Annotated in this window: 11 protein-coding genes; 3 read left to right on the forward strand and 8 right to left on the reverse strand. The window is 42.1% G+C overall.

Translation table 11 applies throughout. The features are described 5' to 3' along the window. The 7 genes from O6P32_RS12855 to O6P32_RS12885 all read right to left on the reverse strand — a co-directional run. On the reverse strand, positions 1-3,250 hold a 3,250-nt coding region (locus tag O6P32_RS12855), incomplete at its 3' end, for a SusC/RagA family TonB-linked outer membrane protein (protein ID WP_269878913.1). A 289-nt stretch (positions 3,251-3,539) separates the two neighbouring features. Beyond that, complete coding sequence (coaD, locus tag O6P32_RS12860) at positions 3,540-3,998, reverse strand: pantetheine-phosphate adenylyltransferase (protein WP_269878915.1); 459 nt, start codon at positions 3,996-3,998, stop codon at positions 3,540-3,542. Positions 3,999-4,000: 2 nt separating this feature from the next. Continuing rightward, positions 4,001-5,929: a DNA topoisomerase IV subunit B gene (locus O6P32_RS12865; protein WP_269878916.1), complete on the reverse strand. Its 1,929-nt coding sequence runs from the start codon at positions 5,927-5,929 to the stop codon at positions 4,001-4,003. 64 nt (positions 5,930-5,993) lie between these two features. After that, entirely contained in the window at positions 5,994-7,130 is a 1,137-nt protein-coding gene (locus tag O6P32_RS12870) for an N-acetyltransferase (RefSeq protein WP_269878918.1), read from the reverse strand. 123 nt (positions 7,131-7,253) lie between these two features. Then, on the reverse strand, positions 7,254-8,213 hold the full coding sequence (locus O6P32_RS12875) for a calcium/sodium antiporter (protein ID WP_269878939.1): 960 nt from the start codon (positions 8,211-8,213) through the stop codon (positions 7,254-7,256). A gap of 62 nt (positions 8,214-8,275) precedes the next feature. Continuing rightward, a complete protein-coding gene (locus O6P32_RS12880; protein ID WP_269878919.1) occupies positions 8,276-9,517 on the reverse strand; it encodes a serpin family protein in 1,242 nt (413 codons plus the stop codon). A gap of 150 nt (positions 9,518-9,667) precedes the next feature. After that, complete coding sequence (locus O6P32_RS12885; protein WP_269878920.1) at positions 9,668-10,711, reverse strand: DUF3810 domain-containing protein; 1,044 nt, start codon at positions 10,709-10,711, stop codon at positions 9,668-9,670. A 206-nt stretch (positions 10,712-10,917) separates the two neighbouring features. Between O6P32_RS12885 and O6P32_RS12890 the strand changes: the two genes are divergently transcribed. Together O6P32_RS12890 and ybeY are read left to right on the forward strand one after the other, a co-directional pair. Further along, positions 10,918-12,150, forward strand: coding sequence for a nucleoside recognition domain-containing protein (locus O6P32_RS12890; RefSeq protein ID WP_269878921.1), 1,233 nt, complete (start codon positions 10,918-10,920; stop codon positions 12,148-12,150). Between the two features lie 12 nt (positions 12,151-12,162). Then, on the forward strand, positions 12,163-12,582 hold the full coding sequence (ybeY, locus tag O6P32_RS12895; RefSeq protein ID WP_269878922.1) for an rRNA maturation RNase YbeY: 420 nt from the start codon (positions 12,163-12,165) through the stop codon (positions 12,580-12,582). A gap of 599 nt (positions 12,583-13,181) precedes the next feature. Here the strand turns inward: ybeY and mnmA are convergent. Further along, a complete protein-coding gene (mnmA, locus tag O6P32_RS12900; protein ID WP_269878923.1) occupies positions 13,182-14,231 on the reverse strand; it encodes a tRNA 2-thiouridine(34) synthase MnmA in 1,050 nt (349 codons plus the stop codon). A gap of 296 nt (positions 14,232-14,527) precedes the next feature. Between mnmA and cysS the strand changes: the two genes are divergently transcribed. Further along, positions 14,528-16,006: a cysteine--tRNA ligase gene (gene cysS, locus O6P32_RS12905; protein WP_269878925.1), complete on the forward strand. Its 1,479-nt coding sequence runs from the start codon at positions 14,528-14,530 to the stop codon at positions 16,004-16,006. Positions 16,007-16,022 lie beyond the last annotated feature (16 nt).

The raw sequence follows: 16,022 nt of genomic DNA on the forward strand, positions 1-16,022 counted from the left end.
AAGTAGTAGGGTTAGGCAATGTCAATTCACCTCTACCATAACCACCTGTAGCCGAATAAGCTTCCGGATCAATATCACCGTTGGCAGCCCACCACCATGCATCGCTTATCTGACAAATCACAGAAGCAGACTCTATTGCATATTTACGTAACCATTTCTTAGGCAAATTATAGCTGAGAGAAATGTCACGAAGTTTAATATAATCGGCACGTTTGACGTGTACATCGGCAGAATACCATGCCTGAGCATTGGTATAATACATATTACGATTGAATGCCGGTCCAACTCCCGGAATATTTTCATCTCCCGGCTTTCTCCAGTGATTCAAGTTTACACGATTCAAATTGGCACTAGGAGCACCAGACAGATAAGAAGAAGTGATGTCACGCATTACATGACCTCCATAGTACACGAACATGAAAGACAAATCAAAGTCTTTATAACGGAAGAAGTTCTTCAACGATGCCGAATATTTTGGAGTACGTGTACCGGAATAAACCAAATCTTCTACAGAACTTACCTGAGAAACTTTGTTTCCATCCTTGTCGTATACCAGTACACTTCCGTCTTCCGGACTTAATCCTGCATAACGGTAACTGAACAAGCTGTTCAAAGGATAACCTACTGCAGCTACATTGTAAGCAGAGTAATTGAATACACTTTCCTTTGTTCCTTCCAGATTAAGCAATTTGTTCTTGTTATAGCTAAACGTAAAATTAGTACCCCAAGTAAAGTCTTTAGTTTCCAGATTAATACTTTGCAAAGAAATTTCTACACCACGATTGTACATCGTACCATAGTTCTGCAACAAAGTAGCCCAGCCCAATGTAGGGTCTGCATTACGTGTTCCCAACAAGTCTGTGGTATATTTATGATAGAAATCAATGCTACCACTTAAACGGGAACGGAAAATTGAAAAGTCAACACCCACATTGGTAGAAGAAGTTTTCTCCCAACGCAACTGATCATTGGGTGGATTGGAAATAGTAGAACCGATACCGTTTACCCAACTATTGTAACCTGTATTTTCAATACTCAAATAAGGACCTGCACTCTTGGGAACATTACCACCAATACCGTATGTAAGACGTACATTCAAACGGTCGATCCATTCCTGGTCTTTCATGAATTCTTCGTTACCTAACTGCCAGCTTCCTCCGACAGACCATAAAGGACGATACTGATACTTAGGATCAGTACCAAATAAGTTAGACTGGTCTATACGCATACTTGCTGTCAAAGAATAGCGTTCGTCGTATGTATAAGAACCATTTAAATAAAATGATACATAACGGTCTTCATCGTATTGCAAATAATTATAGTCGGTATAACTCCAATTAAAAAAGCCGTTTAAAGATTCTGTTCCGTTCAAAGGTTCGAATATCAATGGATTGATAGGAGTAAATGCCAGACTATTATCATCATAACCTACATAATAACCATTGGTAGAAGACGAACGAACTAATCTGCGTTCTGCACCCGCCAAGGCTGTTACGCTGTGTTTTTCTTTAAAGGTGCGATTGAAGTTCAACTGCCCGCGCAACGTATAGGCATAAATATCTCCTCTGTATTCCGACAACTGCCCGCCTTTAGGTATATTCAAAGTAAGTGTCTGGCTTGCAGCATCGTACTGAGCAGCATTATTTACCATACTTCTGACTTGATAAGACTCACCACTGTACAATGTACGATTCTTGCTAAAGGTACTTTCTGTCTGATATTTCAAATCGAATGTAAGACCTTCCATCAACTTAAAGTTCAAACCGGCAAAGATACGGTAGTAGTTGCTGTTGTTTTCATAGTTTTCCAACGAACGGTTATTAATCGGATTATAGTGTTCATCCATCAATCCAATGGAGAGCAAACGATTCAATTCATAATCAGATTTTCCTGTCTGCCAGTTCAAAGCATTTCCAGCCTCATCTCTTAGCATATAGTAACTGGGATAGCTTTGCATCAAAGAAACATAACTGCTTTTAGCACCTGTATCTCCTTTACTTTTTGTAAAACTGCCGGAAACACCCACATATGCCGACAACCAATTAAAGAACTGCATATCATCCTTTACATTGAAACCCAAACGGCTGGAACTTTGATATCTTTGATTGCCATAGTTACCCGTATAATTGACAGATGCTATATAGCGGTTCTTTTCAGTTCCTCCTGAAATTGACACATTATGCTGGTGTACAATGCCTACCCGGGCAAATTCATCTTCTATCTGTTTCCGGTTATCCATTGTACGATAAGGCACCAATGCATCTGCAAGTTGCTGATCGGACAATTGCCCTTGTTCATGTTGATAGAGCAAAGAAACTACAGGATTTAAAGAACTTCGCTTATTAAGGTTTTCATAATCTGTATGATAATAATTGAATCCCTCTATCTGCATATCCACCAATTCAGAGCTACTCATTAAATTCAAATAGTCCAAATCGGGTTTGGGAGTAAACTTTACACTTCCATCATAAGTTACACGGGTTTTACCCTGCTGACCACGTTTGGTAGTAATTACAATAACTCCATTTGCTGCTCTCGCACCATAAATAGAACTTGCTGCAGCATCCTTCAATACTGTTATATTTTGTACGTCGGAAGGGTTTATAGAAGACAAATCACCTTCAAAAGGCATACCATCTACCACATAAAGAGGAGTTGTTTTTTCATTAATAGTGGTAATACCACGAATGACTATGGATTCATCGCTGTTTGCAGTACGATTGATACCAGCCACCATTCCTTCAATACGAGACATGATATTAGTCTCCAACTTTCCCTTTGTACTTTTTTCTGTTAATACAGAATAAGCACCTGTTGCACGCTCTTTCGACAGAGTCTGGTAACCAGTTACTACCACATCTTCCAACATGGTAGTATTGGAGTTCATTTCTACATTGATGACTGTTTGAGAAGATTTTACTTTTATCTCCTTGTTCTCCATTCCAACAAAAGAAAAAACCAATGTTTCACCTGGAGCTACTTTCAATACATACTTTCCATCAATATCTGTTATCGTACCACGTCCTGTTCCTTTCACAATTACGTTGGCACCTATAATGGGTTCTCCATTCTCATCAGTAACACAACCTTTTACAGTTAATGTTTTATCTATTGATATACTATTTGCAGAGTTAAAATCACTTGCTTGTACTTCTAAAGGCATATTCGTACAAGTCATAAACGTGAGTACAGCCATCCCCCCAAACAGCAATCTACGATGCTTGTCGGCACCAATGTGTTTCTTCTTCATAAATCCACTTCCTCCTTAATTTAATTTATCTAAAAAAGTTTACATCTATTGCACATAACAGATAATTAATATTACATGCCATAAAACAACGAATAACAAATAAATAGCTGATATTAATTAATAATTAAATAGCACAAGCCAACATTAATATTACTTTCTATTTCAAAAGAGCCGCCAATTTAAATAAAATAATATAAAGATACAAAAAATTCCTCAAGAAATGTAATGATACATAAAAAGTCATTTTACATTTCTTGAGGAATATTACCTCACAAGATTATTTTATCTACTACAAATTAATATCCATGCCCTCCGGCAAGAAAGGGGTTACGTCTTTTCCGAACTGAAGAAGCTCGCGAACGATAGTGGAGCTTACTGAAGTAAGTTCCGGTTCCGTAAAAAGCAGAATGGTTTCAATGCCCGAAAGCTTACGGTTAATATCGGCAATGGTTTCTTCGTACTCGAAATCGCGTACGGTACGGATACCACGAATAATGACCTGTGCTTCATGTTGCAAAGCAAAGTCGACGGTCAGTCCATCGTAAGCTTCTACCTTTACACGAGGCTCATCTGCGTAAAGTTTCCGAATCATCTCTACTCTCTTTTCCGTAGGAAAACAGGTCCGTTTGCTTTCATTGATACCAATACTGATAATTACCTCATCCATAAAGGTCAGTGCACGCTGCACCACAGAATAATGCCCGATAGTAAACGGATCGAATGTACCGGGAAATATGGCTCTTTTCATTTTCAAACAATATCTTCTTCTACTACCAGGTTATCAATAATAAAATTCTGACGTTCCATAGTATTCTTACCCATATAGAAAGCCAACAACTCTTTCACGGCATCGGTTTTGCGCAAGGTAACCTGTTCCAGACGCATATCTTTGCCAATGAAGTTACGGAATTCATCCGGCGAAATCTCTCCCAAACCTTTGAATCGGGTGATTTCCGGATTAGGTCCCAGTTTCTCGATGGCCGCCAGACGTTCGTCTTCCGAATAGCAGTAAATCGTTTCGTATACTCCTTTTTTACGGTTGCGCACACGGAACAAAGGGGTCTGCAGAATGTATACATGCCCTTTCTTAATCAAATCGGGGAAGAACTGAAGGAAGAAAGTAATCATCAGCAGACGAATATGCATACCGTCGACATCGGCATCGGTTGCTACAATTACCTTATTATAACGCAAACCGTCCAGTCCATCTTCAATATTCAGAGCAGCCTGCAAAAGGTTGAATTCTTCGTTCTCGTACACCACCTTCTTGGTCAGTCCGTAAGAGTTGAGCGGTTTACCACGCAAACTGAATACTGCCTGCGTATTGACATCGCGGCTCTTGGTAATAGAACCACTTGCAGAATCTCCCTCGGTAATAAAGATAGAACTTTCCAGACGCGGGTCGTCATCCTCGTCTTTCTTGGCTCCTTTTATATCGTTCAGATGAATACGGCAATCACGCAATTTACGGTTGTGCAAATTGGCCTTTTTGGCACGCTCGCGAGCTATTTTGGTCACACCGGCAATGGCTTTACGCTCTTTTTCCGACTCCTGAATCTTTTGTAGCAGGATTTCTGCCACATCGGTATGCTGATGCAGATAGTTGTCTACCTTTTCCTTGATAAAGTCGCCAATGAACTTATTGACACTGATACCGGAAAGCGGATACGGATTTCCATCAGAGTCTTTCTCCGGTGCCATAGTCAGCGAACCCAACTTAATCTTGGTCTGACTTTCGAATGTAGGCTCAATCACATTAATAGCAATGGCTCCCACCAGCCCGTTACGAATATCCTGAAACTCCAGATTCTTTCCGTAAAACTCTTTGATGGTACGTGCGATATGTTCCTTAAACGCACTCTGATGTGTACCACCCTGCGTAGTATGCTGTCCGTTTACAAACGAGTAATATTCCTCACCATATTGCGGGCTATGAGTAAAGGCTATCTCAATATCCTCATCCTTCAGATGGATAATAGGATACAATCCCTGCGCTGTCATATTATCGTTCAGCAAGTCTTCCAACCCGTTACGGCTGACAATACGATGATGGTTATAATAAATAGACAAACCGGTGTTCAGATACGTATAATTACGCAACATGGTTTCGATGAATTCCGGACGGAAATGGTAATTCAGAAACAGCGTATTGTCGGGTTCGAAAAAGATATAGGTACCATGCTCTTCGTCGGTAGGACCGGTTACATCGCTCACCAAGTTACCTTTTTCGAATATCGCTTCACGCATCTGTCCATCGCGCACACTGCGTGCCACAAAGCGGGCACTCAACGCATTGACAGCCTTGGCACCTACTCCATTCAGACCGACACTCTTCTTGAATGCCTTTGTATCATATTTTCCTCCGGTATTCAGCATCGACACCGCATCGACAAGACTTCCCAAGGGAATACCTCGACCGTAGTCGCGCACCGATACACGCAGATTGTCCTCCATCTGGATATCAATCCGCTTTCCTGCTCCCATCTTGAACTCGTCAATACTGTTGTCGAGTACCTCCTTGAGCAGTACATAAATACCGTCTTCGGCTTGTGAACCGTCTCCCAGACGGCCAATATACATACCCGGACGGGTACGTACATGTTCCATATCGCTCAGGTGGCGGATGTTCTCCTCGGTATAGGAAACAGAGCTATTTTGTTGTTCGTTCAATTCTTCCATACGATTTCTTTTAAGTTGACGAAAGGACCTCTCTTGCCAATTGTCCATTATCAATTGTCAATTCTTAACGGTCAATACTCTTACGGAAAGCACGACGGCGCTTATGCTGTACAGATTCGAACGCACTCCATTGTGCCTGCACTTTTTTATTCAGTTCAAGTTCAGGATTACTTTCTCCATATTTAAAGCCCATTTTCTGATAAGTAGGAACCAAATCATAGAAAAGCAATGCGTTTACTCCCTTGCTCTGATACTCCGGCTTCACTCCTACCAACAGCAAATCGAGCACATCGGGTTTCTTTACAAACAAGGCTTTCAACAAATGGAACCATCCGAAAGGAAGCATCTTTCCCTTGGCTTTCTGCAAAGCTTTAGACAAAGAAGGCATCGAAATACCCACTGCAACCAATTCTCCGGCTTCGTCTTCTACCAGTGAAACCATACGAAGGTCGATAAGAGGAAGATAGGTTTTGATGTATTGATTTATCTGCCCCTGTGTCATCTTGGAATAGCCATACAAAGGAGCATAGGCCTCATTTATCAAATCAAAAATCTTCTGACCGTAGTTTTTCTCTTTGATTTCGCTACGTTTCAGTTTCCTGATTTTCAAATTATATTTCTGAAGGATAATTTCTGAAATACGGACAAACTTTTCAGGCAGTTTATCGGGCACAGTCAACTTATATTCTACCCAATCGGCTTCTTTCTCAAAGCCCAGACGTTCCATATGCTGGGGATAATAAGGATAATTGTAAATGGTCGACATCGTGCTCAGCTGGTCGAATCCTTCTACCAACATACCTTCTGCATCAAGATCAGTAAAGCCCAACGGTCCTACAATAGCTTCCATTCCGCGTTCTTTTCCCCATGCTTCTACAGTATCAAGCAACGCTTTCGACACTTCCGGATCATCCACAAAATCAATCCATCCAAAGCGGACTTCCTTCTTGTTCCATGTCTCATTCGCACGACGGTTAATAATGGCAGCCACACGACCTACCAGCTTATCATCTTTGTAAGCCAGGAAATAATCTGCTTCGCAAAACTCAAATGCAGCATTCTTTTCTGTACTGAATGTACCTACCATGTCATCGTACAGGTCGGGAACTGAATAAGGATTGTTTTTATAGAGCTCGTAGTTGAAACGAATAAAACGCTTAAGGTCTTTTTTATTACTTACTTTTTTAATTAGAATGGCCATCTGTTCATTATGCTTGAAATTTCAAGCGGTAAAGATAATATTTTTTATCCGAAGAATAATTTTAATTCTTTCATTTTCGTACCTAACCGCCTGATAATAGGCTTGCGATGGACCGATTAGAGCCTATTGCTGCATAATGAGCCAAGCCGTATAGACCACATAGCAAATCACCAGCAAGGCTCCCTCAATACGGGTAATGGTCCGCTTTTCAAAGAACCAACCTACCAGCCAGAAGAGTACAGAAGAAGCTACCAGTACGGCAATGTCTACATTGTTGATGTTACCCATCGGAAGTGGAGAGATGCTTGCACTGATTCCCAAAACAAAGAATAGGTTGAACAGATTGCTTCCTATTACATTACCGATGGCAATACCCGGATTCTTTTTCAAGGCTGCTGTTACAGAAGTGGCCAGTTCGGGCAAGGAAGTTCCTCCCGCTACCAGTGTCAAGCCAATCACAGATTCGCTTACGCCCAAGGCACGAGCTACCCCACTGGCTCCATCTACAAACCATTGTCCACCGAAAATCAGTCCGGCCAAACCTCCCACAATATACAGAACAGATTTCCAGACGGGCAATTCCTTGACTTTCTGCTCTTCCTCCTGTCCTTCTCCATTGCGGGCAATGGCAAACGTGTAGCGCATGAATATCAGGAAAAAGCCCAGCAGCACCAATCCGTCGATACGGCTGATGACATTCTTCTCACCCCCGTCCAGCCATACATCATTGGCAAAGCAAGCAAACATCAGTGCCGAAAGGATAACCAATGGTATCTCCTTGCTCATCGTACCTTTTCCTACCTGTATCGGAAGAACCATGGCTGTACAGCCAATAATCATCAGTACATTGAAGATATTGCTTCCCACTACATTACCAATAGCCATCTCCGCACTTCCCTGTATAGACGAAAGTACACTGATAACCAGTTCCGGAGCCGAAGTTCCGAAAGCTACAATGGTAAGTCCGATGACCAGATCGGATATATGAAAGCGTTTGGCTACTGAGGCTGCTCCATCTGTCAGCCCATTTGCTCCCAAAAGAATCAAGGCAAGTCCGCCTATCAAAAGAAGAATATTGAGTATCATTGTTTTTAAATCATTTATCTAAATTCAACAGTGCATAGTGTTCCTCCTGCAAATGTAATTTATTTATTGGGACAAAACACTTTCCCAATAAATAATATTGTATGATTACCCATTTCATGAATAATGAGCAAAAAAGGACGATTGGCATAAAAAGGAATTACAGGTTCAATAGGGATCATTTCAGATTCGAATACAACTGTCATCCCTGTTACAGCAGCAGCCTTTGTTTCCTGTTCATTCAACTCAAGAAAAGATGCATGTTCAACTTTTCCAATACACATAGGTTTTCTATCTGTCAGATTCGTGAAATCGGCATGTACCGTAAATGCATTGGACATTCCCATTGCCGATAAAACACGATTCATCTGGTATTTATTTTTCAAGACCAACTTGGGAAGTTTTACATCTAGCAATACTTCTTCCACAGAGTCTGTCATCCATGTTTCCCAACTTTTTCCATCCAGTACATCCATACATTCTTTCCAAGATTTATTCACGTCAGGTAACAAAATAGTCATTGCATACGAACTGTTCCCATAAGGAAAGGTAGCCATCTCGAAATAATCATTCTTACGGTATGAAAAAGAGGCTGTCTGATGCATCATTTCCACACTCTCTTGTGTTTTATCTGCACAAAAGAATACCTCCTTACGAGTTTCACTTTTTTCAAAAGGGAACTTCCATTTTCCTTTGAAATAAAGACAGTTCACCAAAACCAGCAGTTCGTCAGAACTAAGATTGGACATAAATTTCCGTATGCAGCCTTCTGTTTGCCGACTAACCCATTCGTTTATTTTATCAACAGATTCTAATTTGGAAAAATCAAGATTATGAGAAACAGCCTTATACGACATTGCATTCTTTTGTATAAACTGCTTTTTTACCGGTACTTCTTTATTAAACCACATCGAATTTGCTATTTTCACCGTAACAGAAGAATCAAGACGAGGGAGACCATCTATTAATTTCTGGTGATAAGCATTCAAAACTAAAGCTACAGAATCAGGTATTTGCATCACCTCCATTATTTCCTGGTGCGTAACACCTGATGCTCCATAATTTACCATTCCTAAAGCACAAGATACACTAAAAGGAGAAACAAACATATTTTCTGCACTATCCAGAGAAGACAGTTGTCGAAATAAATCAAAAGAAAACTGGTTTCCGGCACAATTTATCACCTGTTCTTTTTCTGAAAAAGAAATTTCATCTAATAGAACACGAGAAACAGACTCACCTTGCTTACATGAAAACAAGATAGAGCCAATTATCCCAATTACACAAAAATACTTTGATTTCATATTGTTTCCATTTACCGATTTTTTAAAGATAAATATTTATCTGAGAAGATAAAAGAGACTCCCCAAAATATCTATTGCCTTTGTATTACATCTGTAACGGTTATACAATTCCACCGACCGTAATAAAAACAGAAGTCTTATACAAGTTTTCTATCTAATTGCCGGCAAAGCAAGCAACATTCCTACCACTTCTGCATAGTTTTTCTGTCCGTCTGATATGCGGTTTCCTTTCAGATAGAATTCGTAAACAGCAGACTGTATCTTGCCCAACATTTGACTGTAGCGTTCATCCCAATAGGCCCGTTCTGCTTTCAATTGGGCAATAACCTCCGGACGGAGCGTGTTAATCCAAGCCTGATAATCGGACTCGCCAAGTAACATACGTGCATTAAAAATTACATACGGAAGGATTCCGAAATAGCCGCTATAGCGTACAAAGGAGCGGTGAGAGCGGGTACAAATCTGATAAGCCCAATAATTGGCTTCTGCTTCACTGCTGATACCCAGCAGGTGCGACAACTCATGTGCATAAGTGAAAGGATATTGCACGGGGAGCAGTTCGCGGTTGACATGCGACTCGGCAAAGAACGGTCCCATATAGCCCAACACACCGACTTTGGAATACAGGATATTGAAGCAAGTATATTTAGGATGCTGAAAATCGTAAGGAACTGTCAGACCGAAACGGGACGGCACAGTACGATACAATTGCTTGATATGCCGGTGAAGGTCTTCTCTCTCCTCTTCTGTTTCAGTACAGTAAGAAGCATTCAGGCTATCTGTATACTCACGCAAAAACTGTTTGAACTCTGCTTCGTGATAAGCACGGGGAGCTACTTCTGCACGCTGATAAAATCCGTCGCGAAAATAATTGTTTCCCCACCCCCAATAGAACCAGACATAAATCCACAGTACCATTTCTCCCTCAACAAGCAAAAGCGAACGCCACTTCCTGCCATGCTTCCGTGCCCAAAACGGATATGCAACCAGAAGTACAGCAGCCCAAACTACCAGCCACTCGTCTAACGAAAAGGGTATCCACGAGGTAATCCACGATAAGACCAACGAAACCGAAGGGTAAATGCAACGGGCATACCACTCGCCTGCAGCAGGTATGAAACGGAAAACGATTACTCCCAATAAGAGGAGCATCAAAAGTATTCGCCGGATAAAAAGGTATTTATGCTTTTTCATGGAAACAAAAATAACTGATTCTAATGAAAGTTACCTCATTTTTTGATAAGATAGGATGCAGCTCAGTATTACTTTTGCTCAAAAGCAAGCGTTTGGCTTGGTACTGCGCTCGCCTTTCACTATTTTTGTCCGGATAATTCATGGGCAAGTATCAGTTGCATCATTCTGTTTGCTTGCTGAACCATAAACTTAAAAACCTAAAGACAATGGTATTAAACTATATCTGGATTACCTTTTTTATTGCTGCCTTTGTGGTGGCAGCCATCCAACTGGTTTTCTTCGGCAATACGGAAGTGTTTCCCACTATCATCAACTCTACGTTCGAGTCGTCGAAAACTGCATTCGAAATCTCGCTGGGACTGACCGGTGTACTTTCTCTCTGGATGGGTATCATGCGCATCGGCGAACAGGGAGGAGTCATCCGGGTATTTTCACGTCTCCTTTCTCCATTGTTCTGCAAACTGTTTCCCGATATTCCCAAAGGACATCCGGTAACAGGAAGTATCTTTATGAATCTGGCAGCCAATATGCTGGGACTGGACAATGCCGCCACTCCTTTGGGACTGAAAGCCATGGAGGGACTTCAAGAGCTGAACCCGAAAAAAGACACAGCAAGCAATCCCATGATTATGTTTCTGGTACTGAATACCTCCGGACTCACCCTGATTCCTATCAGTATCATGGTATATCGGGCACAATTGGGAGCTGCCCAGCCTACCGATGTATTTGTTCCCATCCTGCTGGCTACTTTCTTCTCTACACTGGCCGGAATCATTGCCGTGAGTCTGTATCAGCGTATCAACTTACTCAACCGGACAATTCTGTTGTTTTTGGGAGGAACCAGTCTTTTCATTGCAGGCATCATCTACCTTTTCAGTACCTTGTCGCGCCAGCAGATTGATGTGTATTCTACTACGACAGCCAATGTCTTTCTGTTTGTCATTATCATAGGATTCATCGTAGCAGGAATGCGCAAGAAAATCAATGTATACGATGCATTTGTAGAAGGTGCCAAAGAAGGATTTACCACTGCTGTACGTATCATTCCTTATCTGGTCGCTATTCTGGTAGCAATCGGAGTATTCCGTGCTTCGGGATGCATGGACTTCCTGATACAGGGAGTAGCCAGCCTCATCAGCCTGTGTGGAATAGACAGCGACTTTACCGGTGCACTGCCTACCGCCTTGATGAAACCTTTAAGCGGAAGCGGAGCAAGAGGACTTATGATTGATGCGATGAACACGTATGGAGCCGATTCGTTTGTGGGCCGCCTGTCGTGCATCTTCCAGGGGTCTACCGATACCACATTCTATATTCTGGCAGTTTACTTCGGCAGTGTAGGTGTGACTAAAACGCGGCATGCTGTTCCCTGTGGATTACTTGCCGATCTGGCCGGAATTATTTCTGCTATTTTTATCTGTTATTTGTTCTTTCATTAAAAACTTACATATATGATTACTTATCAGACCGAAGACATTGAAATGCCTGCTATCCGCAAGCGTGAAACCAGTGCATGGATTAAAGCTGTAGCCGAAACATACGGGAAAAGAACGGGAGATATTGCTTACATCTTCTGCTCGGATGAAAAAATACTGGAAGTCAACCGCCAGTATCTGCAGCACGACTATTATACAGATATCATTACATTCGACTATTGCGAAGGAAACCGCATATCGGGGGATTTGTTTATCAGTCTGGATACTGTACGTACCAATGCCGAACAGTTTGGAGCGGACTACAACACCGAGTTGTATCGTGTAATTATCCACGGTATTCTTCATCTTTGCGGTATTAACGACAAAGGTCCGGGCGAACGTGAAATCATGGAAGCGGCCGAAAATAAGGCACTCGAAATGTGGAAGAATTTCTAAAATCCAAAAGTCAGAGAAAAACCGATTTTTCTGACAATTAGAGAAGATTTGAGGATTTCTGCTAACCACTACTTTCTTCTTTATCTTCACTCAGAAGAAGAAAAAAGGAGAAAACAGCCTTTAAAATAAGGCAAATACATGCTTTACAACATCATATCCAACCTGTAACAGAGGCTGATGATACTTGTATCGGCAGCTTCTGTTACAAGTATCGGAGCCTTACGCGACCTGTAATGAAGGCTTACGCGAATAATCGCGCAGGCAAATGGTAATAAAAGTGTGAAATTTTCTCTCTCCGATGGCTTTCATACGCCTCTTCAACTACCCCAACTTGCTTTTCTTACGTATGCTATCGCTTGCCACAAGAATATTTTTTCGACAGCTTATCCTTTAATACACTTACAAAAAAGGAATCATCTATTCTTCTTTCATATCTCTCTGCCAGGAAATAAAGAATAATACTTTCTTTTCCAATTTCACAAAAGGGAAAATTTGCGAGAAAAAGTCAGCACAACTGATACCGCATACAAAAACGGCTGTTTTTAAGGGGGTAAATTATCATATTGTCATTTCTGACAAAAAGACAATTCACACTTGGCTCACTCTACAATTCCTCCTCCCAGCACCTTGTCGTCGCGGTAGAACACGGCAGCCTGTCCGGAAGCAATGGACGCGAGAGGTTCATGCAGGCATACATGCAGACGGTCGGCATCGATACGGGTCACTGTACAGCGGTTGGCCTGTTTACGGTATCGTATTTTCACCACCACATCGTCTCTTCCCAGCAAAGCTTCAGGATTGATCACACAAGACTGATGGAGATACATCTCATTCTGTTCCAGCGACTGGAGATTGTCGCTGATAATCACTTTGTTTTCTTCGGGAATAATCTGTTTGACAAACAAAGCCTTATTCAGATAAATCCCCAGCCCCCGACGCTGTCCTATCGTATAGAAAGGATAGCCTTCGTGCTTACCGATACAATGTCCTTCTTCATCGTAAAAACTGCCGGGCACAATGCTTCCTTCGGGGAGATGTTCCTTCAGGAAACTGCGATAATCCATCGGGCAGAAACAAACCCCAAAGCTATCCCGCTTGTGCGCCACTCTTTGAAAACCTCTTTCGGCAGCCAGTTCCCTGACACGCACCTTGGTCAGCTCGCCCATCGGCAACAGCATCCGTTCAAGAATGGTTTGAGGCAATCCCCACAAAAAGAATGACTGGTCTTTGTCGGGATCTGCTCCACACCGGATGTGCCAATAACCTTCCGCCTGTACCTTGCGCACATAATGGCCGGTAGCCAGATGATAAATGCCGCGTTCGTCGGCTATCTGCTGCAACAACGGCCATTTCAGGTAATTATTACAAAGCGTACAGGGAACAGGCGTCTGTCCCTTCATGTAAGTATCAATAAAATAGCGGATGATATGCTTTTGGAAGGCCTCACGGGCATCGTATACCAAATGGGGAATAGCAAGACGCTCACAAAGTTCTCGGGCTTCGTCCAAATAAGCCGTCTGACCGTCTTTCTCATAGAAACAGAAAGTGACACCAGTTACTTCGTATCCGGCTTCCTGCAACAAGAGAGCTGCCATGGAACTGTCTGTTCCTCCGCTCATTCCCAACAAAACTTTCTTATTTTCTTTCATAACTTGAGATATGGGCATAAAAAAAGGAGTACCGCTGTACTCCAACCTTTGTTAACCTTAAATCTAATACTATGAAAAACACGATGCAAAGGTACGGCTTTTCTGGTATTCTGCAAATAATCCAGTCTAAAAATGATGTTTTATAACATGTATTAAGACTTTTACCAATCTCTTACAGATGTATTAACATTTCAGGATCTTTCCTTACAGGAAAAGAGAAGAAAAACACGGTAGTTCTGTGAGTTAGGTTCAAAAAAATTATGTATTTTTGCCTTTCTAACAAAAACTATCTCATTATGGAGAATAAACTAACCATTTACAATACACTTACCCGCAAAAAGGAACTGTTTGTTCCGTTGCACGCTCCTCATGTGGGCATGTATGTTTGCGGTCCTACAGTATACGGTGATGCCCATCTGGGCCATGCCCGTCCGGCTATCACGTTTGATATTTTATTCCGTTACCTCACTCATTTGGGTTATAAGGTACGCTATGTACGTAACATTACCGACGTAGGCCATCTGGAACACGATGCCGACGAAGGTGAAGACAAGATTGCAAAGAAAGCACGCCTGGAGCAGCTGGAACCGATGGAAGTGGTACAGTTCTACCTGAACCGTTATCATAAGGCGATGGAAGCTTTGAACGTGCTTCCGCCCAGCATCGAACCGCACGCTTCGGGACATATCATCGAACAGATTGAACTGGTAGAGCAGATTCTGAAAAACGGATATGCTTACGAAAGTCAGGGTTCTGTATATTTCGATGTAGCGAAGTATAATAAAGACCATCATTATGGCAAACTTTCGGGACGCAACCTGGATGATGTAATCAACACAACCCGCGAACTGGACGGACAGCAGGAAAAGCATAATCCGGCAGACTTTGCCTTGTGGAAATGTGCACAGCCTGAACACATCATGCGCTGGCCTTCGCCTTGGAGCAACGGATTCCCGGGATGGCATTGCGAATGTACCGCTATGGGTCGCAAATATTTGGGAGAAAACTTCGATATTCACGGAGGAGGTATGGACTTGATTTTCCCTCACCACGAATGTGAAATTGCACAGAGCGTGGCTTCGCAGGGACATGACATGGTACATTACTGGATGCACAACAACATGATTACCATCAACGGACAGAAGATGGGTAAATCGTTGGGCAACTTCATCACACTGGATGAATTCTTTACCGGTTCCAACAAGCTGTTGTCGCAGGCATATTCTGCCATGACTATCCGCTTCTTCATTCTGCAGGCACACTACCGCAGTACAGTAGACTTCAGCAACGAAGCATTGCAGGCTGCAGAAAAAGGCTTGGAGCGTCTGATGGAAGGATTGAAAAACCTGGAACGCATTACTCCGTCGAAGACAACAACCGGTATTACTCCTGCGGGCTTGCGTGAGAAGTGCTACGAAGCTATGAACGATGACTTGAATACACCGATTGTAATTTCACACCTGTTCGATGCTACTCGTATGATTAATACTGTTATCGACAAGAAAGCAACCATCAGTGCAGAAGATTTGGAAGAGCTGAAGAGTGTATTCCATTTGTTCGTATTCGACATATTGGGACTGAAAGCCGAAGCAGAAAACAACGCTGCACGCGAAGAAGCATACGGCAAGGTGGTAGATATGCTGCTGGAACAGCGTATGCAGGCGAAAGCAAACAAAGACTGGGCTACCAGCGACAAGATACGCGACAGTCTGGCTGCATTAGGATTTGAAGTGAAGGATACTAAAGACGGATTTACCTGGAAGCTGAACAAATAAATTTTTCAGTACATCC

It is taken from the genome of Phocaeicola acetigenes (genome assembly GCF_027529745.1).
Taxonomy (GTDB): Bacteria; Bacteroidota; Bacteroidia; order Bacteroidales; family Bacteroidaceae; genus Phocaeicola; species Phocaeicola acetigenes.